Annotated in this window: 23 protein-coding genes; 12 read left to right on the top strand and 11 right to left on the bottom strand. The window is 47.3% G+C overall.

The window, feature by feature from the left end; genetic code table 11:
• The first annotated feature begins 232 nt into the window (after nucleotides 1-232).
• On the top strand, nucleotides 233-1,612 hold the full coding sequence (gene fumC, locus ABU165_RS11995; RefSeq protein WP_318060199.1) for a class II fumarate hydratase: 1,380 nt from the start codon (nucleotides 233-235) through the stop codon (nucleotides 1,610-1,612).
• A gap of 75 nt (nucleotides 1,613-1,687) precedes the next feature.
• On the opposite strand, the gene ABU165_RS11990 is transcribed toward fumC, so the two are convergent.
• Nucleotides 1,688-1,891, bottom strand: a complete 204-nt coding sequence (locus ABU165_RS11990) for an alpha/beta-type small acid-soluble spore protein (protein ID WP_009795148.1) — start codon at nucleotides 1,889-1,891, stop codon at nucleotides 1,688-1,690.
• Between the two features lie 288 nt (nucleotides 1,892-2,179).
• Between ABU165_RS11990 and ABU165_RS11985 the strand changes: the two genes are divergently transcribed.
• Nucleotides 2,180-2,437 carry a hypothetical protein gene (locus ABU165_RS11985; protein ID WP_009795149.1) on the top strand — a complete coding sequence of 86 codons (258 nt, stop codon included), beginning with the start codon at nucleotides 2,180-2,182 and terminating at the stop codon, nucleotides 2,435-2,437.
• Between the two features lie 20 nt (nucleotides 2,438-2,457).
• Here the strand turns inward: ABU165_RS11985 and ABU165_RS11980 are convergent, their stop codons facing one another.
• A complete protein-coding gene (locus tag ABU165_RS11980) occupies nucleotides 2,458-3,567 on the bottom strand; it encodes an ABC transporter ATP-binding protein (RefSeq protein WP_009795150.1) in 1,110 nt (369 codons plus the stop codon).
• Nucleotides 3,568-3,688: 121 nt separating this feature from the next.
• Nucleotides 3,689-4,585 carry a PucR family transcriptional regulator gene (locus tag ABU165_RS11975; RefSeq protein ID WP_129613576.1) on the bottom strand — a complete coding sequence of 299 codons (897 nt, stop codon included), beginning with the start codon at nucleotides 4,583-4,585 and terminating at the stop codon, nucleotides 3,689-3,691.
• A gap of 205 nt (nucleotides 4,586-4,790) precedes the next feature.
• Between ABU165_RS11975 and ABU165_RS11970 the strand changes: the two genes are divergently transcribed.
• Entirely contained in the window at nucleotides 4,791-5,051 is a 261-nt protein-coding gene (locus tag ABU165_RS11970; RefSeq protein WP_009795152.1) for a metal-sensitive transcriptional regulator, read from the top strand.
• 40 nt (nucleotides 5,052-5,091) lie between these two features.
• Here ABU165_RS11970 and ABU165_RS11965 read toward each other — a convergent pair whose 3' ends face one another.
• The 6 genes from ABU165_RS11965 to ABU165_RS11940 all read right to left on the bottom strand — a co-directional run bounded on the left by ABU165_RS11965 (nucleotide 5,092) and on the right by ABU165_RS11940 (nucleotide 10,609).
• Entirely contained in the window at nucleotides 5,092-5,295 is a 204-nt protein-coding gene (locus ABU165_RS11965; protein ID WP_094768314.1) for a hypothetical protein, read from the bottom strand.
• Nucleotides 5,296-5,365: 70 nt separating this feature from the next.
• A complete protein-coding gene (locus tag ABU165_RS11960) occupies nucleotides 5,366-5,581 on the bottom strand; it encodes a YheE family protein (RefSeq protein WP_009795154.1) in 216 nt (71 codons plus the stop codon).
• Nucleotides 5,582-5,665: 84 nt separating this feature from the next.
• Nucleotides 5,666-6,784 carry a YheC/YheD family protein gene (locus ABU165_RS11955; RefSeq protein WP_306009388.1) on the bottom strand — a complete coding sequence of 373 codons (1,119 nt, stop codon included), beginning with the start codon at nucleotides 6,782-6,784 and terminating at the stop codon, nucleotides 5,666-5,668.
• The gene (locus ABU165_RS11950; RefSeq protein WP_009795156.1) at nucleotides 6,781-8,148 is read right to left on the bottom strand and encodes a YheC/YheD family endospore coat-associated protein; all 1,368 of its coding nucleotides are present in this window, start codon (nucleotides 8,146-8,148) and stop codon (nucleotides 6,781-6,783) included. The genes ABU165_RS11955 and ABU165_RS11950 overlap by 4 nt, the downstream gene beginning before the upstream one ends.
• Nucleotides 8,126-9,229, bottom strand: coding sequence for a YheC/YheD family endospore coat-associated protein (locus ABU165_RS11945; protein WP_318060200.1), 1,104 nt, complete (start codon nucleotides 9,227-9,229; stop codon nucleotides 8,126-8,128). Before ABU165_RS11945 ends, ABU165_RS11950 begins: the two co-directional genes overlap by 23 nt.
• A gap of 12 nt (nucleotides 9,230-9,241) precedes the next feature.
• Nucleotides 9,242-10,609, bottom strand: a complete 1,368-nt coding sequence (locus ABU165_RS11940) for a YheC/YheD family endospore coat-associated protein (protein ID WP_318060201.1) — start codon at nucleotides 10,607-10,609, stop codon at nucleotides 9,242-9,244.
• 284 nt (nucleotides 10,610-10,893) lie between these two features.
• On the opposite strand from ABU165_RS11940, the gene ABU165_RS11935 reads away from it, so the two are divergent.
• From ABU165_RS11935 to ABU165_RS11925, 3 genes are all read left to right on the top strand, one after another.
• Entirely contained in the window at nucleotides 10,894-12,030 is a 1,137-nt protein-coding gene (locus tag ABU165_RS11935; RefSeq protein WP_035403132.1) for a DUF445 domain-containing protein, read from the top strand.
• Between the two features lie 88 nt (nucleotides 12,031-12,118).
• Nucleotides 12,119-12,475 (top strand): YlbF/YmcA family competence regulator, encoded by a 357-nt coding sequence (locus tag ABU165_RS11930; protein ID WP_009795160.1) that lies wholly within the window; start codon nucleotides 12,119-12,121, stop codon nucleotides 12,473-12,475.
• 791 nt (nucleotides 12,476-13,266) lie between these two features.
• Entirely contained in the window at nucleotides 13,267-13,788 is a 522-nt protein-coding gene (locus ABU165_RS11925; protein ID WP_318060202.1) for a D-glycero-alpha-D-manno-heptose-1,7-bisphosphate 7-phosphatase, read from the top strand.
• A gap of 34 nt (nucleotides 13,789-13,822) precedes the next feature.
• Here ABU165_RS11925 and ABU165_RS11920 read toward each other — a convergent pair whose 3' ends face one another.
• Nucleotides 13,823-14,026 carry an alpha/beta-type small acid-soluble spore protein gene (locus ABU165_RS11920; RefSeq protein WP_009795163.1) on the bottom strand — a complete coding sequence of 68 codons (204 nt, stop codon included), beginning with the start codon at nucleotides 14,024-14,026 and terminating at the stop codon, nucleotides 13,823-13,825.
• Nucleotides 14,027-14,196: 170 nt separating this feature from the next.
• On the opposite strand from ABU165_RS11920, the gene ABU165_RS11915 reads away from it, so the two are divergent.
• The 6 genes from ABU165_RS11915 to ABU165_RS11890 all read left to right on the top strand — a co-directional run bounded on the left by ABU165_RS11915 (nucleotide 14,197) and on the right by ABU165_RS11890 (nucleotide 22,144).
• Nucleotides 14,197-15,111, top strand: a complete 915-nt coding sequence (locus tag ABU165_RS11915) for a TIGR01777 family oxidoreductase (RefSeq protein WP_318060203.1) — start codon at nucleotides 14,197-14,199, stop codon at nucleotides 15,109-15,111.
• A 118-nt stretch (nucleotides 15,112-15,229) separates the two neighbouring features.
• Nucleotides 15,230-16,096 carry a Cof-type HAD-IIB family hydrolase gene (locus tag ABU165_RS11910; RefSeq protein ID WP_094769679.1) on the top strand — a complete coding sequence of 289 codons (867 nt, stop codon included), beginning with the start codon at nucleotides 15,230-15,232 and terminating at the stop codon, nucleotides 16,094-16,096.
• A 157-nt stretch (nucleotides 16,097-16,253) separates the two neighbouring features.
• Entirely contained in the window at nucleotides 16,254-17,759 is a 1,506-nt protein-coding gene (locus ABU165_RS11905; RefSeq protein ID WP_022543559.1) for a coproporphyrinogen III oxidase, read from the top strand.
• Between the two features lie 283 nt (nucleotides 17,760-18,042).
• Nucleotides 18,043-19,428, top strand: a complete 1,386-nt coding sequence (locus tag ABU165_RS11900) for a protoporphyrinogen oxidase (RefSeq protein WP_318060204.1) — start codon at nucleotides 18,043-18,045, stop codon at nucleotides 19,426-19,428.
• Between the two features lie 172 nt (nucleotides 19,429-19,600).
• The gene (locus tag ABU165_RS11895) at nucleotides 19,601-21,232 is read left to right on the top strand and encodes a long-chain fatty acid--CoA ligase (RefSeq protein WP_318060262.1); all 1,632 of its coding nucleotides are present in this window, start codon (nucleotides 19,601-19,603) and stop codon (nucleotides 21,230-21,232) included.
• A gap of 120 nt (nucleotides 21,233-21,352) precedes the next feature.
• Entirely contained in the window at nucleotides 21,353-22,144 is a 792-nt protein-coding gene (locus ABU165_RS11890; RefSeq protein ID WP_022543562.1) for an enoyl-CoA hydratase, read from the top strand.
• Nucleotides 22,145-22,301: 157 nt separating this feature from the next.
• Here the strand turns inward: ABU165_RS11890 and ABU165_RS11885 are convergent, their stop codons facing one another.
• Nucleotides 22,302-22,487 carry a YhzD family protein gene (locus ABU165_RS11885; protein ID WP_009793931.1) on the bottom strand — a complete coding sequence of 62 codons (186 nt, stop codon included), beginning with the start codon at nucleotides 22,485-22,487 and terminating at the stop codon, nucleotides 22,302-22,304.
• Nucleotides 22,488-22,610: the final 123 nt, after the last annotated feature.

The raw sequence follows: 22,610 nt of genomic DNA, 5'->3' as shown, positions 1-22,610 counted from the left end.
GGAGGGGAAATCATGGAGGTTTTCGCGGTTACTCTCAGCATAGCAAGCATCATGGTCATCGGCTATTTTATCGGCTGTGCGCTTGTCCACAATTGAGATACGGATAAAGCCGGCCCACAGTGGGCCGGCTTTATCCTTTCCGGAATTCAAATTACTGGAACTGCCAAAATTTTAACATTAAAATGAAGAAATAAGGGAAAAGGCTATAAGGATGAATACAGGAGGGATAAGTATGTCAGATTTCAGGATTGAAAAAGATACCCTTGGCGAGGTAAGAGTGCCGAGTGATAAGTATTGGGGCGCACAGACGCAGAGGAGCAAGGACAATTTCAAAATCGGCACCGAAAAAATGCCTCTTGAGATGATCTATGCCTTTGCCCATTTAAAGCAGGCGGCAGCCAAAGCGAATCATAAGCTTGGAAAACTTTCAGATGATAAGAAGGAAGCAATTGCGGCTGCGTGCACGGAAATATTGGATGGGAAGCTGGATGGGCACTTCCCTCTGGCTGTCTGGCAGACGGGGAGCGGCACCCAGTCCAATATGAATGTGAATGAAGTCGTTGCAAGAAGAGCGAATGAGATGCTCTCGGAAAAAGGCTCAGAGGAAAAGGTGCATCCAAATGATGATGTAAATATGTCCCAAAGCTCAAATGATACATTTCCGACGGCCATGCATATCGCAGCTGTCATCGAGCTGACAGAAAGGCTGCTTCCTTCACTGAACGAGCTGAAGAAGACAATTAAAATCAAGGAAGAATCCTTCAAGGGGATCGTCAAAATCGGCAGAACACATCTCCAGGACGCCACGCCATTGACACTGGCCCAGGAAATCAGCGGCTGGAGGGCCATGCTTGAGAAAAATGAAAAAATGCTGATAGATGCTATCAAATATCTGGATGATCTGGCGATCGGCGGAACAGCGGTTGGCACAGGCATCAATGCCCATCCGGACTTTGGGCCGATTACGGCAGAGTGGATATCCGAACAGACTGGCCATCCTTTCCGTTCGGCGGATAATAAATTCCACGCCCTGACAAGCCATGACGAGATCGTCCATGTGCATGGCAGTCTCAAAGCGCTCGCTGCCGATCTGATGAAGATCGCCAATGATGTACGCTGGCTTTCCAGCGGGCCGCGGAGCGGGATCGGCGAGCTTTCCATTCCTGCTAATGAACCGGGAAGCTCCATCATGCCAGGCAAAGTGAACCCGACGCAAAGTGAAGCCTTGACCATGGTCGTGACACAGGTATTCGGCAATGATGCAGCAATCGGGTTTGCTGCAAGCCAGGGGAATTTCGAGTTGAATGTCTTCAAGCCGGTCATTATTTACAACTTCCTGCAAAGCATCAGGCTTCTTGCAGACAGCATGCAGTCTTTCAATGAAAAATGCCTTGTTGGCCTTGAAGCGAATGAGGAAGTCATCAAAGGGCATGTAGATAGATCACTTATGCTTGTCACTGCCTTGAATCCTCATATCGGCTATGAAAAGGCCGCAGAGATTGCGAAGCTTGCCTTTAATGAAAATTCCACGCTGAAAGAGGCGGCGCTGAAAACCGGCCATGTAACAGAGGAAGAATATGATCAGTGGGTTGACCCGGATAAAATGATTTAATAGCAGCACAAGAGAAAGGACACCATAAGTTTGGTGTCCTTTCAGCCATTATCTATTCAATTGTTTTAGCTTAAATTAAAATTGAGATCCGCCAAGCTGCTGTTCAGCCATTTGAACAAGACGCTTAGTGATTTCTCCACCAACAGATCCGTTAGCGCGGGCAGTTGTTTCTGCACCAAGGTTTACTCCGAATTCGTTAGCGATTTCGTATTTCATTTGGTCTAGAGCTTGTGATACGCCTGGTACTAAAAGCTGGTTTGAAGAATTGTTGTTTGCCATGATGAGCACTCTCCTTCGAATAATTTTTTGGTTGGACTATTTTGGACTTGAACCAAACGGAGCACCATGCATAGTCCGCAGTGGGAAGGGAAGCTGTGCCTGCCGGCTGTTTGCTGTTTGTACTCTCTATTATGGTTGATTCCTGCCTGTTTATTCGGCAGTGAATGATGCAATTATTTCCTTTTTTGAATGGTTTCTTATGACTCTGAAAAGGCTATTCTACATACATAGCGGAAAAGGATGCAGACTAATGATATTAGACTGATGGAATAGGAAGGAGGAGCAGCCATGTCAGTATGCCCGGCATGCAACGGGCTTGAAAATATCAGCAAAAGCTGCCCGAAATGCGGTAACGGAATGGAAGACAGCGGGAAAATCATGGATTTTTATGATGATTACAGCGCCTATATGCCAGCTGACCAGTTGAAACTCGAGGATGGGTATCCTGATGATTATAAAAATAAAGAATGCCCCCATCTGCTTTCATGTCCGCACTGCGGAGACGATGAGGTGGCATTTGTGAAAGAAAAAGAAAACTCCGTCTGATTAGACGGAGTTTTTTTCTATTATTCATTCTTTGAGCGGATGCGGTCTTCTGTTTCAGCATCGAAGAAGTGGGCTTTATTCATGTCGAACGCCAGGTCCACCTGCTGTCCAGGCATGATGTCTGTCCGTGAATCAACACGGGCGACAAAGTCCTGGCCATTGATGCTGGAGTAAATCATGGTTTCTGCACCAGTAAGCTCGGATACATCGATTTTGGCAGAGATTTTGGATCCCTGGGAAGCATCGATGAATACAGGCTCATCGTGGATATCCTCAGGACGGATTCCGAAAATGATGTCTTTGCCGACATATCCCTGGTCGCGGAGAACTTTCATTTTTCCTTCCGGAACGGCTACAGATGTATCACCGAGGACCAGCTTTCCATCCTGGAGCTTGCCGTTGAAGAAGTTCATGGCAGGAGATCCGATGAATCCGCCGACAAATACATTTTCAGGTTTTTCGTAAACTTCTTTTGGAGCTCCAACCTGCTGGATGACTCCGTCTTTCATGACCACAAGGCGTGTAGCCATTGTCATGGCTTCTGTCTGGTCATGTGTTACATAAATCGTTGTCGTCTGCAGGCGCTGGTGAAGCTTGGCAATTTCCGCACGCATCTGTACGCGGAGCTTGGCATCCAGGTTGGAAAGCGGCTCATCCATCAGGAAGACTTTGGCATCGCGGACGATGGCGCGGCCAAGTGCAACACGCTGGCGCTGACCGCCGGACAAAGCTTTTGGCTTACGGTCCAGATAAGGCTCAAGTCCAAGGATCTTGGCAGCTTCGTTTACACGGCGGGCAATTTCATCTTTTGGAAATTTGCGGAGCTTCAGTCCAAAAGCCATATTATCATAAACCGTCATATGCGGGTAAAGGGCATAGTTCTGGAAAACCATCGCGATATCGCGGTCTTTTGGAGGCACATCATTGACGCGTTTGCCGTCAATTGAGAAATCCCCCTGTGAAATTTCTTCAAGTCCTGCAATCATTCGCAGTGTTGTCGATTTACCGCAGCCTGAAGGGCCGACAAAAACGATGAATTCCTTGTCCTGGATATGAAGATTGAAGTTATCCACTGCTGTCACTTTGTTATCATAAATTTTATATATATTATCCAGTTTTAATTCTGCCATCCTAATTCCTCCCCGGTTGTTTTCCTTCTGCTTCTAATAATAAAGGAAATTTCAGAAATCAGCATTAGGAGGTGTGCACAAAAGATGGGCAGGCTTTTTAGTCACATTGTACAGTCCGGTCTTAAGGCTGCTGATCCTTGAGCAGACAGGCAAGGTAAACGGTTACAGCATTATTGAAATCCTTCAGGTTTACTCCTGTCTTTTCCGAGAATTTATCCAATCTGTATTGCAGGGTATTTCTGTGGATGTACAGTTTTTTTGCCGACAGGGTTGCGTTGGATCCGTTCTCAAGAAAAGCTTTGATTGTGGCCAGCAGTTCCGAATCCTCTGCAGCCGGTCCAAGAAGCTGGGTGTCAAGGCTCTCGCGGAGGCTTGGCTTCATTTCAGCAACCAGGCAGGACGGGAATGCCTTTTCAAAGGTTAGGACTCTTTCATGGGGCATCAGCCTGAGGGCTCTGCCGAAGAAATCCTTCTCCTCTTCAAAGCCGCCCCGCAGTTGATCGCCTGCGGGAAAAAACTTGCCCAGGTATACATACATTTTTACGTAAAAATCGGTCTCGAACGCCTGGATGATGGATCGGAATTCGTCTTCGCCAACATCGTTGCCTTCCGGAATAACAAGATAGCAGCGGGTTTTCTTTTCCCACAGGAGAATAATATCCTCTGACAAAAAGGCCCGCAGCGCCGTTTCGGCATCTTCCTGCTCAAACTCGCTGCCGCTCAATTCGATTTGGGCGATTCTGCAGCGCGCCGGTTCAGCCTCGGGCAGGGGGCCGCTGCGGAACAGCCAGTCATGCCATCCTTTTGAGTGCTGATCCAGCCTGCCGGGAAGGCGTGCAGAATGAAAAAGAGTGCGGAGGAGCCTTAATTCTTCTTCGGAGATATCTTTTGCAGGCACTCCGAACCATTGAGTTTCATCATTGTCTGTGAACCAATAAAAATCATGAAAAAAGAAAAAGTCTGGTTCTTCCTGCTGAAGCCTGGAATTCCGGTATAAAGCATGCAATTTAGTAAACATAGATCATTCTCCATACTTTCTTTTATTCGTCAAAAGAGATAATATTTTATTCAAACCTTTATTTTGGTGGCTGTGTTAAAGATTTCTGCTGATATCCAGCTCTCTTAATTATAGCAGGAATAAGGCATCAGCAGCCATCAGTCTGCCGCTGCATATGGTAATATAGCATTAATCAGTTTGTCCGCAATTAAGGGGTGAAAAATAGATGGAATATTCACAGGAAATGAAGAATCGCCTGAAGCGCCTGGAGGGTCAGGTCCGCGGAGTCATCCGGATGATGGAGGAAGAGAAGCACTGCAAAGATGTGGTGACCCAGCTTTCTGCCGTAAGATCCGCCGTTGACCGGGCGATGGGGTATATTGTCGCCAAAAATCTAGAAAGCTGCATAAGAGAAGCCAATGAAGAGGGCAGAAATGCAGAAGAAGCCATCCAGGAAGCAGTCAATATGATTGTAAAAAGCAGATAATCAAAAAAACCGCAGACAAAAGGTCTGCGGTTTTTTTGCCTTATTTGGATGTGGTCCTTGCCGGCGGCTCCTCGCGTACCAGGGGACGTGCCTCTTCAATATTGGCGGAGCTTCTGCCTTCATGTACAGATCCCCCTGAGAGCCCTTCGCCTATCATGCGCTCAACATCCTGGTATGTATCCTCCCTGCCTTCAAAAAGAGCATCAGGCGCAGATTTCTTTGATTCTGGATCATTTTTTTTCATGGTACAGACCTCCATGGCTAAGTATTATTACTTTTCCATCAAGAGAGCTGATTATGCACAGGATTCTTCCTCAGCGGCTGTCATACACATGAAAGAGCATCAATTCATGGATGCCCGATTTAAGGCGGTCCTCCTCGTCTGAAGGGGGAGCGGCGCCCGTCCATTCAATGCTGCCGTCGGGGTTGTAAATGCCGTTGTACTTTTTATTTTTAAAATAAAAGGAAATACGCCAGCCGGGCATCTGGTTGTTTTCATAAAGCGGCTGATATTGAAAATGTGTTAGCATATCATTCCTCCTCTTCCTCCATTGTAATCGTTTTCTGTCCATACCCCAACGAAAAAGTAAAGGGCACCTGCCAGGATGCCCGTTTCAATAGACCGCCTTATCAAATAGTATGTCAGCAAGCCTTCTGATCCTTTCAGCTTCAATATTCTCTTCATCAAACTTCATCGGCTTGGAATTGATCTCATAAATAACATAGCGTCCATTGCCGTCATAGCCTGCGTCCATGGAGAATTCCCCGAACCATCCCATTTCGCGGGACAGGGAGTTACCAGCCAATTGGACTGCCTTCTTAATGAATTCATCATGTGCTGGTGTGCGGTAATCATTATAAGGGATCAGCCTGCCACCATTGGGGATATGAGTCGTTATATCTTCCACTGCAGCCTGCCGGATGCCTATGCCTGTCACCTCATACTTGCCTGCCTGGCCATGTGCGAGTATCCGGAAATCATTCCGCTGCCCGTCCGCTGTGGCAGCATAAACGGCCTCTTGTGCAATAAATGCCTGTTCCTCAAAGACAGATCTCCAATCTTCCCAAAAATGTCCGAAGTCAGAATGCCGGGTCTGTCCGTTCAAGTCCTTCGCCAGGACCATTCCGTCATGATCCATTCCGGCTCTTATAATCCCCTTTCCCTTAAAGCTGCTGTTTGGCTTAATATAAATATCATTATGCTTCATAAGGAATGACTCCAGCTCCCGGCCGCTGCCAATAAGGATGGTATCCGGCAAAAAGCCTGTTAATCCAGGTTCTTGTTTTAATTTTGAATAGCATTGGAATTTTTCTAGAAAACATGGATTAAAGAAAGGGATCTTCTTAGCCTGGAAAAAGGCAGCAGCTTTGCGGAAGCTCTTGGTCTGTTCACTTTTTCTGAAAGGGATGCGGTTGTAGATGATATCAGGAAGGGGGGCAGACACAAGGGACCATGCATCCTGGCCAGGCAGGTAGACGATTCCTTCGGCTCCATCACCTGATATATCTTCCGGTGCAAATACAACTGAGATGCCGCCGCGTGACAGCATCTCTCTTTGTATGTCCTTGAATAGCCGGCTGTTGCCTGCCAGTGTGCTTTCCGATTTTCTGCTGGCAAGGATCCCGGCAATGGGCCCGCCCGATTCCGGCCTCTTCAGCTGGAAGGCGGTTCTTTCTCCTCCTTCAGGGGAGCTTAGCCACCGTTTAAGTTCCTGGCTTAACGGGGCTGTCATTTAAAGATTTCCTCAGGGCGGGATATCGCCTGTTCTGTTAAAAACACGGCAAAATCAAGGGACATTTTTCTTGTTAAATAATCAAATTCCTTCAGCTCCGGATGCTTGAAGATACTCCTGCCCGGCTTGGAGTTGGCTTCAAACAGCCACACATTCCCTTTTCGGTCAATTCCGAGATCAAAGCCGATTTCGGCAATAATTCCTTCAAGCTGCGTCTCAAGCACCCTGCTGAGTCCCAGAGCAGCCTTTGACAGCTTTTCTGTAAACTCCTGCTCCATCATGCGGCTTGTGCAGACCTCAGAAAGGGTTTTAATTTCCCCGCCGTTTTTGACATGTGTCGTTACACTGCCAAGACCCGCCACTTTTGCGGCAATGGCTGTTACCTTCCACTCTCCGCTTTCATCTTTATTTGTATGGACACGGAAATCGATCGAGCGCTGCTCATGCCGAAGCAGATGGATGCCCTGCTGGACAATCATGCTGTTCAGATTGCTGCGCCGGAAAACATGGTGCATGAGCGATTCCAGGGTATGGAATTTTCTCAGCCTGTTTTCGTCTTCATTGTCCCGGTAACGGCAATAATAAAAGCCTTCCTCCCGGTCATAGATCACCTGGCGGATCCCGAGGCCAAGGCTTCCGTTTGCCGGTTTGATATAGACATGGCCATAGTCGCCCAGCATCCGTTCAATCACAGAAAAGGAAGAGAAGGCATGGGTTTCCGGCAGATAGGGAACTGCCGCTTCCTCCTGCTGAAGCCGCTCGAATACGTCAAGCTTATTGAAAAAGCCGGGGTTATACCAGGGGATCAGGTAGTCCTTTTGCAGCCGGTCTTTGATTCGCTTCAGTTCTGCCAGCCTTTCGGATTTCCTGTTGGGCAGCCGGTCATACACGACATTTGGGAAAGGAAGCTCAACAGTTGCCCATCCTTCTTTATGATAGATATGGCCTTTGATTGTGCCTGCATCCCAGTCGATATGCTGCTCGCCAAATAAGAACGGCAATGCGCCGACTGCTTTATTGACGGAAAGGAGCTTGGAAAAAAATATTGTCCTTTCTCCGATCGGCCTGAGCGGAAAGGGGGTGAACCCTGATGTGAATATGCCGACCAGCGGTCCGATGAAAAGTGTCTCTCCTTCTGAAAATAAATGCAGCGGGATGCCGAGATCGGGCAGCTTCAATTTGGCTGCGAGATCGCTGCTGATGCTTACAATATATTTATCGCCGGGAGTCGGGAGAAATTCCGCCTCCTCTGTGCAGGCGCCGAAGGCAATTTTTTCAAGGGACTGTTGTTCAATCACCTCACGCGGGCACCAGACTGTATTCTCTCTTCCTTCCTTGATTTCAATGGGATACTGTTTTCTCACTGTTTTTCCTCCTCTCAGCCTGCCCGGCAGATGTTAAAAGCTTTCCATATAAAAGCGGGGCTCTGTACAGGGCTTCTTTTTTATCTGGATCTGTTTCGAGGATGACCTTCCGGCCCGGCTTGGAATTGACATCGAGGATCCAGATGGCCCCATCCCTGGCGATTCCAATATCCAAACCAATCTCAAAAAGGGGAGGTAGAGCATCCTCAAGGATTTCAGGCAGCGCATTGGATATCTCGCTCAATTCTGCGCGCAGAAAGCGGCTTGAACTGACGCTGCTGTTTTCCAGCCATGTCTCAAAAGAGGAGACTGCTGATCCTGCACTTAAATTGGAGATGATTCCATTTTCCCTCCCGACCCTTACACCCCTGCCCATTTCACGCCACTTTCCAGCTTCATTTTTCTGCAGAAGGATCCTGATATCAAACGGCTGATTGTCCTCGTTTGAGAGCGGCAGATAGGGCTGAAGCAGATAGCTGTTTCCGGACAGAAGCTGTCCAAGCCACACGGCAGCCTTCTTCTGATCAGCGAATAGGCGGGAAATCTGCTTTTCTGGTGTATCGGTTTTGACGAGAAGGCCATCCTTCTGCATCTCAAGATAATAAATGCCCGCTCCCTGCGAACCATTGGCAGGCTTTAAGATCATTGGGCTGACCAGGGATGATGGCTGAAGGACCTGGCCGGCGGACTGGGCATGTATGCTTTTGGGGATATATGGGGCCAGCGTCGACTGGGCAAGGATTTTGTACAGTTCCAATTTATTGGGCAGCCCGTGGCCAAGAAACAGGATATCACTGCGGTTTTTTAAGTAATGGACGATTGAACGGCATTGCCGGGAATGCGGATCATTTCCGTAAAAGCACCGGTCATACAGCACATCCGGCAGGGGAAAAGATGCTGTTTCCCAGTCTTCTTTATCAGGGTCGTATTTTTCGCCAGAAATGAGCTCTGTTCTCGGATCGATCGCTGAGGGGATAAAGCGGAAGCATTCGATCCCGCAGCTCCGGGCCCTTTTGGCAATTTCGGTTGCATAAGCTTTTTCGCTTGTTGAGCGAAGGGACATGAATCCCAATGAGCGCATCTTTTTTCCTCCTCAGCTTTTGGCTGCCTGAAAGGACAGCCAAATAAAATATTCTATAAGTGCCTTGGCTGAAGGCCTGATTCTTTGGTCGGCTTCCTCGAAATTCTTGGAGGGCTTGGAATTGGCTTCAATGATCCAAAGCTTTCCTTGCCGGTCAATGCCAAGATCCATGCCAAGCTCCCCTACAATCCCTTCTGAAGCATTACTGATGATCCCTGCCGCTTCAACAGCTAATTCCTTCATTAATGCTGCCTGCTGAACGGCAGTGGCCTTGTCTGCTATAAGGGTAAGGGCTTTGACCGGTTTCATTGTTTCTCCGCCCCGGGCAATATTGCTGACGAATTGCTGCTCAGCGGAAATCCTTGCAACCGCAGAAGTGGCACGCCAGCTGTTCTGCGGGCCTTTATGGCATAAAACACGAAAATCCAGCTGCCTCCCATTCAGGCTCGCCAGCTGGATCGGTTCCTGGACCAGATACATCCTCGTCCTGAGCTGGGGTTCAAACCATTTGAAGAAAGCAGCACAGTCTGGAAAAGATTTTTCTGCATCTTTCGCGCCGGCAGAAGAGAACGATGCAGATAGCTTATTCTCAGCCAGGGAGAGCCGGACAATGTTCCTGCCCTGGCTCCCGTTCACCGGCTTGATAAAAACTTCATGATAGCGGCTGAGCATATTTTCCAGTGTCCGGGCGCCAAGCAGGCGGGTCTCGGGGAGGTATGGCTTCATATGCTCCTCCCCGGCGAGGATATCATAGACCAGATCTTTTGAAAGAAAGCAGTCATTGAACATCGGGATGCCCAGCTCCTGCAATTTATATTTAAAATTCCCGAAATACTTGCCGGACTCAAGCTTCCGGGAATGGATTCGATTATAAATCACTGTGGGGAAGGGGACCTGCTCCTTCACCCAGCGGCCATCCCGCCAGCAATAGCCGGAAAGGCCGCTTTCTCGAAAGTCTTTTATATGAAACACATAAAATATGCCGCCAAATTCCTCTATTCCAGCCTGCAGTTCTCCGCAAAAGGAATGGACAGACCGGAAGCTGACTTCTTCATGGTCTTCACTGGCCTCTGTCATCAGGCCGATGATGGGGCCGGCGGCAAGCCGTCTGTCCCCTCCGGCATACTGGACAATCAGGCGGATGTCTTCTTCCGCAAGCTGAAAATAACTGAACAGCCCTGAATCCATATGAATCTCATCTTTTGGAATGGAAGCAGGCTCTATCGCAACCAGGCGTTCCTTTTTGCCTATTTTTAAAGTTAAATCCCGGTCCGCATCAAGGCTCCAGTAATGATAAAGGGAATGGCTGACTTTAATCACGTCTTTATCCTGAAACATTTTCCCAGGAACAAACGTAATAGTAAGAAAAGACAAAGACATGGAAATTCCCCATTTATAAAATTTTAAAAGCGCCGGCATCCAACATTCCCGCAGGCATCCCGCCCGCTTCGGATTTGTAAAAAACCGGGGAATTAGCCTATTATAAGGAGTAGGCCTGTTTTTGGATTTCTGATTCGGGAATGGCGGGCTGGTTTATGGTATGATGAATGTTGTTTTAGGCGGCTGCTGATAGGCTATCATATGTAAAATGGGCAGAGATGTGATTATTGCGGCCATTTTCAATACATCTTAAAACGTGAAGGAAGGCAGTTGAATACAAACTTATGCAAACTGGATTAACGATATTATTGATGGTCGTCATAGGGGCTGTGATAGGAGGACTTACCAATTCACTTGCCATCATGATGCTTTTTAGGCCCTACAAGCCGCTGTATCTTGGTAAACGCCAAATCCCCTTTACCCCTGGATTGATTCCCAAACGCAGAAGCGAACTCGCAGAGCAGATGGGCAAAATAGTTGTAAACCACTTGCTGACGCCAGAGAGCATCAAGAGGAAATTCGTTAATGGCGATTTCCAGAAAGAAGCTGAAAATCTGGCGAAGAAGGAAATTGCCCGTCTTTTGAATACAGAGAAAACGCCTGCTGAGCTCCTTGGCAAGCTCGGTTTTGAAGATGGCAAAGCGAAGGCAGAAGAGCAGCTTGATGCTTTCATTGAAAAGAAATACGAAACGCTGATGGATAAATACCGCCATAAGCCCATAAAAGAGGTATTGGCCCCTGAGCTCCTAGCCAAGGCGGAATCCCGCATCCCTGTTATCAGTGACTATATAGCACAGAAGGGTGAAGATTATTTTTCAAGCATTGAAGGAAAAATGAGAATCCAGCGTCTTGTTGATGATTTTGTCAAGGGACGGAGCGGGGTGCTTGGAAATATGCTTCAAATGGTTATGGGCAATGTCAATCTTGCTGACAAAATCCAGCCTGAAATCATTAAGTTCCTAAGAAGTGAAGGCACAAAGGATATGATTGCAGCCCTTCTTCAAAAAGAATGGATGAAGGTGCTTGACTGGGAAGCGGCAAGAATCGAAGAACAGTTCGAACGGAAAAATATCATAAAATCGATCAAGCTGTATGTGCGCAAAATCATCAAAGCAGATGATCTGATGGATACCCCGCTCAGCAAGCTGGCAGAGCCTTTCACAGAGACGCTTGTCGAGAAAGCTGTGCCGGGATTGGTAGGCATGGCCGGAGAGTGGCTTTCAAACAGGATGGACATCATTATGGAAAGGCTGCACCTTGCAGACATCATCAAGCAGCAGGTCGAAAGCTTCTCTGTGGAAAGGCTGGAGGAGATGGTGCTGTCCATCAGCCGGAGAGAGCTGAAGATGATCACTTACCTTGGGGCGCTCCTTGGCGGAATAATCGGTCTCCTGCAGGGCTTCCTGGTTTTATTCATCTGAGGACTATAAAGTGGCTTCCTCGCATTCTGATTTATAGTTTGTTATAGTGGAGTGGATTGTTCAAACCGAAAAGGAGTTGTTAGGCAAAATGGCAGTAAACTTACACGATTCAGCGTATGAACTTGAGAAAGCAATTCGTCAGAGCGATGAATATACGAATTTGAAAAAAATCTATGATGAAGTCAATTCTGATGAATCTGCAAGAACCATGTTCGAAAACTTCCGCAACATCCAAATGGAGCTTCAGCAGAAACAGATGTCCGGCCAGGAAATCTCTCAGGAAGAAGTGGAGCAGGCCCAAAAAACGGTAGCACTCGTGCAGCAGCATGAAACCATTTCTAAACTGATGGAAGCAGAACAGCGCATGAGCATGGCCATCACTGAACTTAACCAAATCATCATGAAGCCTTTGGAAGAGCTTTACGGCTCAATGGAAAACAACTAGGCTGATATTCAAAGGGGCGCCCATGGCGCTCCTTTTTCAATAGATAAGAAAGTCTATCTTTTCAATTTCTGATAACTGTCTAGCAGCTGCGCCTACCCCCTCGAGGTCACAAGCCAATCCCGCCAAGAAGGCAAAAAACGCCTTTTCGGCAGGATCGTCTTGAGGCCCCCAGGTTGGGGGTCATGCAGACGTGGCGACAGGACGTGGCGTTTGGCTGAGTCGCAAATATGTTGAGAAAGTCGCAAATAAAATCGAAAAGTCGCAAATAAACCGGAAAAGCCGCAAATAAGAGCAGCGGACCGGTTTTTAAAGAGTTGCTAATAAAAGCTGAAAGTTGCTAATATACTGGAAAAGTTGCTAATAAAATGAAAAAGTTGCTAATAAAAGCTGGAAGTTGCTAATAAAATGAAAAACTTGCTAATAACCCCAAAATGAAGCTGCGAATGAACACGTAAGGGCGCACATCAACAAAAAAACCCGCAAATAAACGCCCGAATTCCTTCTGCAAACACAAAAACAGGACCTCCAGCCGGGGGTCCTGTTCAATATCACATAGAAATGTTCACTTCTGATGGCATTTCTTCTTTGTCTGCTGATTTTTTCCATGAAGGATATAATAAATACCAGTCCGATCAGCGCAAAGGGATTCATTTTGCTCATGCTCATCATATTAATATCAGCACTTTGGAATCTGTTTTTCAACAATTAAATTTTACCGGCGAGCGGCGTTTATATCTCCCTCAGCATCGGATACATTATAAATAGAGGAAAACGATAGGAGGGATGACAAGATGAAGAAGGCTATTTTCCTGGACAGGGATGGTGTATTGAATGAGGTTCTTTCCCACCGGGTTAAGTTTGTCAACAAACCGGAGCAGCTGTATTTGCTCGAGGGGGCTGCCGAGGCGGTGGCTTTATTCAATGAAGCAGGCTATGAAGTATTCGGTGTGACCAACCAGGGCGGCGTCGGGCTGGGATTCATGAAGGAAAAAGATCTCCTTAGAGTCCATGAACGGCTCCAGAAGCTTGTCAGGGAAAAGGGCGGCCATATCACAGAAGTCGCTTATTGCCCGCATAAACCAAAGGCAGGCTGTGAGTGCCGGAAGCCGAATGCGGGGATGATACTGGAGCTGGCGGAAAGATATGATATCAATCTGTCAGAAAGCTATATGGTGGGAGACCATGAGCGTGATATCGAAGCAGGGATCAAGGCCGGGTGCAAAACGGCTTTCATCGGTCCTGGCCCGACCAAAGCAGATATCCAGGCAGATACTTTATGGGAGGCAGCAAAGCCGATTCTTGAAATGCAGTAGAAAAGCCGCTTAGGGGCAAGCGGCTTTTTACATTTTATCTTCTTGTGCCGCCAAGCTGCTGTTCAGCCATCTGCACAAGACGCTTGGTGATTTCTCCGCCGACAGAGCCGTTTGCTCTTGAAGTTGTTTCTGCTCCAAGGTTTACTCCGAACTCAGACGCGATTTCCTGTTTCATTTGCTGAACAGCTGCTTCAAAACCTGGTACAAGTAATTGATTGGAATTATTGCTTCTTGCCATGTTGAGTCATCTCCTTGGTGTAATTTTATTGTTTGAAACATTTATAGTTTAAGTTCTTGCAAAGCAATTATTCATAGAGGTAACTGGTAATTAATGGCTTTAAAGGGCGGGGTGTTTCCTGCTATACTTTTCTTAACTGATATTTGTGGATTTAGGGAGGAGCTGCCATTATGTCTAAAAGAGTAATCCTGGCCGGGGGAAGCGGTTTTCTTGGGGAAAGTCTGACTAATTTTCTGCTTGGGCGCGGCTATGAAGTCACCGTTCTTTCCAGGGGAAAAGAAGGCTTTAAGGACGGGGCGGAATTTATCCGCTGGGATGGGAAAAATATGGATGCACGCTGGGTGGACCGGATTGACGGAAGCTGTGCAGTTGTTAATTTTACCGGAAAGAGCGTCAACTGCATTTATACTGAAAAAAATAAACGGGAGATCATTGAGTCCAGGCTTGATTCTGTGAGAGTGCTGAAGGAAGCCGTATTGAATGCAGAACAGCCTCCGCCGGTGTTCGTGCAGGCGGGTTCACTGGCCATTTTTGGGGATACCGAGGAAGTATGTGATGAAGAGTCGCCTCTTGCTGATGGTTTTTCGCCGGAAGTGTGCAAGCTTTGGGAAGGTGAGTTTTTCTCGGGGGACAGGCTTCCCCATACAAGGCAGGTTCTCTTGAGGATCGGGTTTGCGCTTGGCAGGGATGGAGGCGCACTGGAACCATTGGTAAAGCTTGCCCGGATGGGACTTGGAGGCACGATCGGCTCCGGGAGGCAGTATATCAGCTGGCTTCATATAGACGATTTGAACTCTATGTTTCTAAATGCGATCGAAGACCCGGAGTACAGCGGGGTGTATAATGCCACAGGGCCGCATCCAGTGAGAAATAAAGAGTTCATGGTAACTCTCCGCAAGGTTCTGAAAAAAGGCTGGTCGCCCCCTGCTCCGTCTCCTTTCGTAAAGGCCGGCGCCTATCTCTTTATGCGGGCAGAGCCTGAACTCGCCCTGACCGGAAGGAATTGTGTGCCGAAACGGCTGCTGGACAATGGATTTGCCTTTCAATATACCGATCTGGAAAAAGCACTCCGAGACCTGGTTTAACCAAGGAATCCCGCTTTGAGGGGCTGGACATTTCTTTCCCTGGCCCTGTTCTATTCCTGCTCTCCTTTTCATAAAAGTGAATAAGGACAGAATTACATCGAGAATAGGGGGCAATGGGATGATATATAAGCTTCTTGCTTTAAACATAGAGGGCACGCTGCTTCAGTCCAATGGGAAACTGCATAGATCAACAAGGGAAGCGATTGATTATGTACAGCAGAAAGGAATTTATGTCACGCTCGTTACGTCAAGAAGTTTTCCTTCTGCAAAAAAAGTGGCAAAAGCACTGAAGATCAATTCTTATCTGGTAACGCACAGGGGTGCATTCATCGGCAATAATGTCAAAATGCCGATCTTTTCAAAAAAACTGCCGGAAACGATTACGTATGAGATTGTCAGGCTGCTTGAAGGATTCCCTTGCCAGATCAGGCTGCTGCATGAGCAGTTCTCACTCGCGAATAAAACAAAGCTCAACCATAATATACTTGCGAAAACCGTATTCACGGCCGGGGATCCCATCTTTTATTCACAGCAGTTTGTTGAATCGGTCAGTGATATCCTTCTTGATGATCCGGCTTCGGTTCCGAAAATCGAGGTGTTCTTTGAATCCAAGAAGGATCTTGAAGACGCTCAAAAGGCAATCTCAAATATGTATTCTGAGGCTGACACCGTCAGGCTGAGCGACCAGAGGCTCGATATCGTCCCTGCAGGGATTTCCAAGCTGAGCGGCCTGCTCCATATCGGCAACCAGCTTGGGGTGGACTTAAGCGAAATGGTCGTCATCGGCGACGGAATCGACGATGTGGACATGGTAAAGGCAGCAGGCCTCGGCGTTGCCATGGGCAATGCCCCGGCAGAATTGAAGCTTGCGGCCGACTGGCTGACCAGATCCAATAATGAAAACGGGGTCGCCTATATGGTAAAAGAACACTTCCGCAAACAGCACCCTATCGAATTCCTCAAAAAAATGAATCTGCTGAAATGAAAGAGGGTGACAGGCACCTATACCAGTGAAGGCTGCTGGTATAGGTGCCTGTCACTATTTGAACCTGTTGACCTCCCCTCCCCCTTTTTGTACACTTATGGGAGGTTTTTGTTTTTATGTTAAGATTCTTTTAGACCACAAAAAAAAGGTGATGAATGTGCGTATTTATATAGAAGGGCTGGATCATGAGAGATTTGACCGCCCGATGGGCAATATAGCAAACCTCTTTTTCGAAGAATGTGAAGTGAGCAGGAAGCCGGTTGGGGATGAGGACCTCCATATTGCGTTTAAAGTGGAAGTTGATGAAATGGTGAAAGTACGGGCCGTCCTGAGTGACCGAAGCGGAAATAGCGAAGAAGCTTCCTATGAGAAAGAGCTTGAGGGATGGAGTACGGAAAAAGAGTATTTCAGACAGCTGATCAAGGCTGTTTCCCGCGTGTATTTGATGGTGCTCCAGGATTATACCGGCATCACACAGAAGTGGGGAATTCTCACAGGTGTACGGCCCACCAAGCTCCTGCACCGCCATGTCCAGAAGGGGACACCTCTGGCGGAAGCCCATCGCCAGCTGAAAGAGGAGTATCTGATCACCGATGAAAAGATCGAGCTGATGCAGAAGATCGTGGACCGCCAGCTGGCCGTCATCCCTGACTTATATGAGCTGAAGAAGGAAGTAAGCATCTATATCGGCATTCCTTTCTGCCCAACGAAATGTGCATATTGCACGTTCCCGGCATATGCGATCAATGGCCGCCAGGGCTCTGTCGATTCTTTCCTGGGCGGGCTCCATTATGAAATGCGCGAGGTCGGCAAATGGCTGAAGGAAAACGGGATCAAGATTACGACCGTATACTACGGCGGAGGAACACCAACAAGCATTACTGCCGAGGAAATGGATATGCTTTATGAGGAAATGTACGAATCCTTCCCGGATGTAAAAGATATCAGGGAAATCACGGTGGAAGCAGGCCGACCGGATACGATTACCCCTGAAAAACTTGAGGTTCTGAAAAAGTGGAACATCGACCGTATCAGCATCAATCCTCAGTCTTACATCCAGGAAACGCTTAAAGCGATCGGCCGCCATCATACCGTAGAAGAGACGATTGATAAGTTCCACCTGGCCCGCGGCATGGGCATGAACAATATCAATATGGACCTGATCATCGGCCTTCCAGGCGAAGAAGTCCCTGAGTTCCAGCACACACTGGATGAAACAGAAAAGCTGATGCCGGAGTCCTTGACGGTCCATACGCTTTCATTTAAAAGGGCGTCTGAAATGACCCGGAATAAACAGCGGTATAAAGTAGCAGACAGAGATGAAATCGTGCGGATGATGGATCTTGCAGAAGAATGGACAGAAAAGCATGACTATGCGCCGTATTATCTGTACCGTCAGAAAAACATCCTTGGCAATCTTGAAAATGTCGGCTATGCCCTGAAAAATCAGGAAAGCCTTTATAATATCATGATCATGGAAGAGCAGCAGACGATCATCGGTCTTGGCTGCGGGGCATCAAGCAAATTTGTGCACCCTGTGACAGGCACGATCTCCCAGCTCGCTAATCCAAAGGATCCAAAATCCTATAATGACAGCTTTAAGCATTATACCGAAGAGAAAATCAAGATTCTTGAAGATTTGTTCAGCAGGGAGCAAGCCTGAGCTGGACACTGAATGGCAGGTGCCCCGGCTCCTGTCATTTGTTTGTTCTCCTGGATTATATGCCTTTGAACTTGCGGCATATTTGTGAAAAAGAGAGGGAAAGCATATAATGGAAAAAGGCGATTCTCTTCTGAGAGTCGTTTTTTATTGGCTGCGCCAAGCGCCGTTCCAATTGACACAATCTATACACAAAGCAAGCCTGGGCAAGGCTTATTCTTGATTTGAATTATAGTAAAATAAGCATATGGCGCCAGATCATCGATCCGTTTGAGGAGTGAATATAATGAAGACAGCAGTGGTAATCGGCGGAGGCATCACCGGGCTTTCTGCCATGTATTATCTGCAAAAGCTGAAGCGGGAAAAGAACCTGCCGCTTAACCTGATACTCGCAGAAAAAGGCGGGGAACTGGGAGGCAAGATTGCGACTGTAAAAAGAGGCGAATATATCATGGAAACAGGGGCGGATTCGGTTGTTGCCCGAAATGAAAGCATCCTCCAGTTGCTGGACGAGCTGAAGCTGCATGAAGAAGTGGTCTACAATGCAACCGGCACATCCTATCTATATTCGAAAAACCGGCTGGTGAAAATCCCCGAAGACACTGTTTTCGGCATCCCGACAAGTGTGCAGTCATTATTCAGCAGCCCGCTGATTTCCTTTAAAGGAAAAGTGCGTGCCCTGAAGGACCTTGTCAGCAAAAATAAGGAATTCACAAAGGACAGCTCAATCGGCCTTTTCCTTGAAAGCTTTCTGGGCAGGGAGCTGGTCGAATACCAGGTTTCTCCTGTTCTGTCAGGCGTCTATTCAGGGAAGCTGAACGAGCTGACGATGGCCACGACGCTTCCTTACCTGCTTGAATATAAAAATAAATACGGCAGCATTATCCGCGGGCTGTCCGAAAATAAAAAGAAGTTTCAATCCTCCGGCAGCAAGAAGTTCATTTCCTTTAAAGGCGGACTATCTGTCCTCATCGACAGGCTGGAGGAAGCATTGACAGAAGCTGAAATTCTTAAAGGGGCGGCGGTCGAAAAAATAGAGAAACATGGCGGGCAATACACGATTGCTTTTTCCAACAGGGAAAGCATTACCGCAGACTATGTGATCCTGAGCACTCCCCATGATGCAGCCGAAAAGCTGCTTCGGGATGACCGCTTGGATTCTGCATTTGCCGAGCTGAAGAACTCTTCTCTCACAAGCATCTATCTTGGTTTCGATATCCCTGACAGCGAGCTGCCCGCAGATGGCACAGGCTTCATTGTTTCTGAAGGAAGCGATCTTAAGTGCAATGCCTGCACATGGACGAGCCGAAAGTGGAGTCACACTTCAGAGAGGCACCAGCTTCTGCTCCGGCTTTTCTACAAAAGCTCCAATCCAAATTATGCATACCTGAACGGGCTGGACAGGGACGGGTTTGTAGAAGAAGCATTGAATGATGTGAAAAAGAGCCTCGGTATTTCTGCACAGCCGGCCATGGTGGAAGTGACACGCTGGAATAATCTAATGCCGAACTATTCGCTCAAGCATGGGGAAGCTGTGGAATCGCTCACTGACAGCCTGACAGAACATTATCCTAATGTCCTAATCGCCGGCTGTTCTTATTATGGTGTAGGCATTGCTGCCTGCATCGCCAACGGCCAGAAAACCGCTGAAATGATTGCGGAAAAAATATAGTAAGAGAGAGGCGGCTTTCCATAAGGAGGCCGCCTGAATTTTAGTGTTAGATGACAGAAATTTCTGTTAAAATAAAGGAGATTCAGGAAGTATAGAGAATGTTATAGGCAGAAGGAATCATAAGCTTTAAATAATTATGTAAGCGTTTACTATGGGGAGGTAGATTATATTGATGATGCAGACGCCTTTAACGATGACGCAAATGATTAAAAGAGCAGAAAAGTATTTTCCGAAGAAAGAAGTAGTATCTAGAACAGGCTCAGGCTTTCACCGTTTCACTTACAGGCAAATCGCCGAAAGGACGAAGAAGCTGGCAGCAGCCCTTGAATCAATCGGGGTGGAAAGGGGCGATAAGGTCGGTACCCTGGCCTGGAACCACCACCGGCATCTAGAGGCCTATTTTGCTATTCCCTGCAGCGGAGCTGTGCTGCATACCATCAATATCAGACTCTCCCCACAGCATATTTCCTATATTATCAATCATGCAGAAGACAAAGTATTACTGATAGATCCTGATATTGTCCCGCTCATCGAGAAATGCCAGCAGGAGCTGTCTACGGTGAAGGCCTATATCATCATGGGGGATGAAGGCCAGCTGCCGGAAACCACGCTTTCCCCGGTTTATCATTACGAAGAGTTTCTTGAAACAGGCAGAAGCGATTATGAGTATCCTGATGACCTTGATGAGAACAGCCCGGCCGGAATGTGCTATACCTCTGCGACGACCGGTAATCCGAAAGGGGTCATCTATTCCCACAGGGGCATTGTCCTGCATAGCATGGCATTAGGGATGGCAGACAGTGCAGCAGTAAGCGAGAAGGATATTGCCATGCCTGTTGTGCCGATGTTCCATGTCAATGCATGGGGACTTCCGTTCGCGGCCGTGTGGTTCGGAACCTCGCTTGTTATGCCTGGACCATATTTTACGCCAAAGCTTTTGGCAGAACTGGTACAAAGTGAAAAAGTAACCATCACAGCCGGTGTGCCGACCATCTGGCTTGGACTGCTGAAGGAGCTTGATGAGAATGAATATGACATGTCAAGCCTCAGATCTATCCTTTGCGGAGGGTCTGCAGCGCCGAAAGGGATGATTAAAGCATTTGAGCAAAAGCATAAGATTCCGTTCATGCATGCATATGGGATGACAGAAACAAGCCCGCTAGTAGTCATTTCGACCTTAAAAAGCTATCAGGAGGAATTGTCTGTTGAAGAAAAGCTCGATATCAAAGCGAAGCAGGGAATCCTTGTGCCAGGCCTGGAAATGAAGGCAGTCGGAAAAGACGGTGAGGTCAAATGGGACGGCAAGGAAATGGGGGAGCTTGCGATCCGCGGACCGTGGATTGCCTCGGAATATTATAAAGATGACCGGACTGACGAAGCCTTCAAGGATGGCTGGCTTTATACAGGGGACGTGGTCACCCTTGATGAAGAAGGCTTTATGAAGATCGTCGACAGGACAAAGGACCTGATCAAAAGCGGCGGTGAATGGATCAGCTCGGTTGATCTTGAAAATGCTTTGATGGCACACGAAGCCGTTTTTGAAGCGGCTGTTGTAGCAGTCCCGCATGAACAATGGCAGGAACGGCCTGTGGCCTGTGTGGTGCTGAAAGACAGCCATAAAGGTTTGGATAAACAGGAGCTCTATGATTTCCTTCAGCCTCAGTTTGCAAAATGGTGGCTGCCTGATGAAATCTTATTCATGGAGGAAATCCCGAAAACGTCTGTAGGAAAATTCCTTAAAATGGCCCTGCGGGATCAAGTCCAGCAGCACTGGCCGCAAATTAGAGGAAGCAAGGCAGAGTGAACCACCTCTGCCTTTTCTTACGGCTAAATATGACAATATTTCAAATTATTCGATAAAAACTTTATAATGGTTCCGCCTATCTTTATAATAGAGATAACTATGACCAAGGAGGCTGCGGATATGGCAATAGAATGCAATACAGAAACTGTGAAGGTATCCATCAAAAACAGGGTGGCAGTGGTTGAGATGAACAGGCCGGAATCCCTGAACGCACTGGATGAGGAAATGATCAGAGGACTGGCTGCAAACCTGAAGCAGATCAGTACAGATGAAAATGTCGACATCGTCGTGCTTAAAGGAAGCGGAAGAGCCTTTTCCTCCGGCGGCGATATTAAAACGATGCTTTCGTCCACAAATGAAAGCGATTTCTACACAGTGATGGACTGCATCAGCGATCTTGTCATCACACTCTATACCATGCCGAAGCTGACAATCAGCTCTGTGACTGGGGCAGCCGCCGGGCTTGGATTCAGCCTGGCGCTGGCTACAGACTATATATTGGCCGACAAATCAAGCAAGCTTGCCATGAACTTTATCGGCATCGGGCTGATTCCTGATGGAGGCTCGCATTTCTTCCTTGAGCGCAAGCTTGGTGAGGATAAAGCAAAGCATCTGATCTGGGAAGGAAAAGCAATGCCGGCCGAAGAGGCCTTTCAGAATGGCCTCATCCATGAAATTGCTGTTGGCAATATTGAAGAAGCCCTTAACGCAAAAATTGAAAATTGGCTTTCAAAGCCCGTGTCTGCCATGATCAAGACCAAAAAGATCCTCGCAGAAAAAAATCGGCCGCAGCTTCTTAAAATGCTTGAGCTTGAAAAACATGGACAATACAAAATGCGCAGCACAGAAGATCATCAGGAAGGCATTAAAGCTTTCATAGAAAAAAGAAAGCCGGTATTTAAAGGAAAATAAGCTGCAGTCTGATTCTGGAATTAATAAATCTGTTCAGGTTCCTAAAAATAAGAGCCGGACAAAAGGGGATGCTCCTTTCGTCCGGCTCTTATTATTTTGATGTGCCGCAGGCGCCTTTAGCCTGGGTTCCTTAACCTGGTCAAGTACCTTCCGCTACCTATGGATGAAATAATAACAGTTTCCCAAGCGGGGAGGTGCAGCGGTGGGTTTTGCCGCTGAGTCCTTTTTCGTTTAGGAGGTTTCCGCCGATTTCTTTCGCTTCGTCGTCGCTGCCGGCCTGGAAGCTTTCATCAAGGATTTTTTCTCCATCATTTTCGAAGGCTGTGAGTTTATAGGTTTTCATATGTCTTCTCCTTTTATTAAAAATTCTGATAGTTACTATTATTCTTGCATAATTTCTGTTTTTCTGCAAAGAGATTTTTCCTGTATTTTGAACCTTTTTTAAGGCTGAATCGTATAAGGTATA

Origin of the sequence: Cytobacillus sp. T106, from assembly GCF_040492155.1 — a bacterium.
In the GTDB taxonomy this organism is placed as follows: Bacteria; Bacillota; Bacilli; order Bacillales; family Cytobacillaceae; genus Bacillus_AB; species Bacillus_AB infantis.
This window is presented reverse-complemented; position numbering and strand designations above follow the sequence as displayed.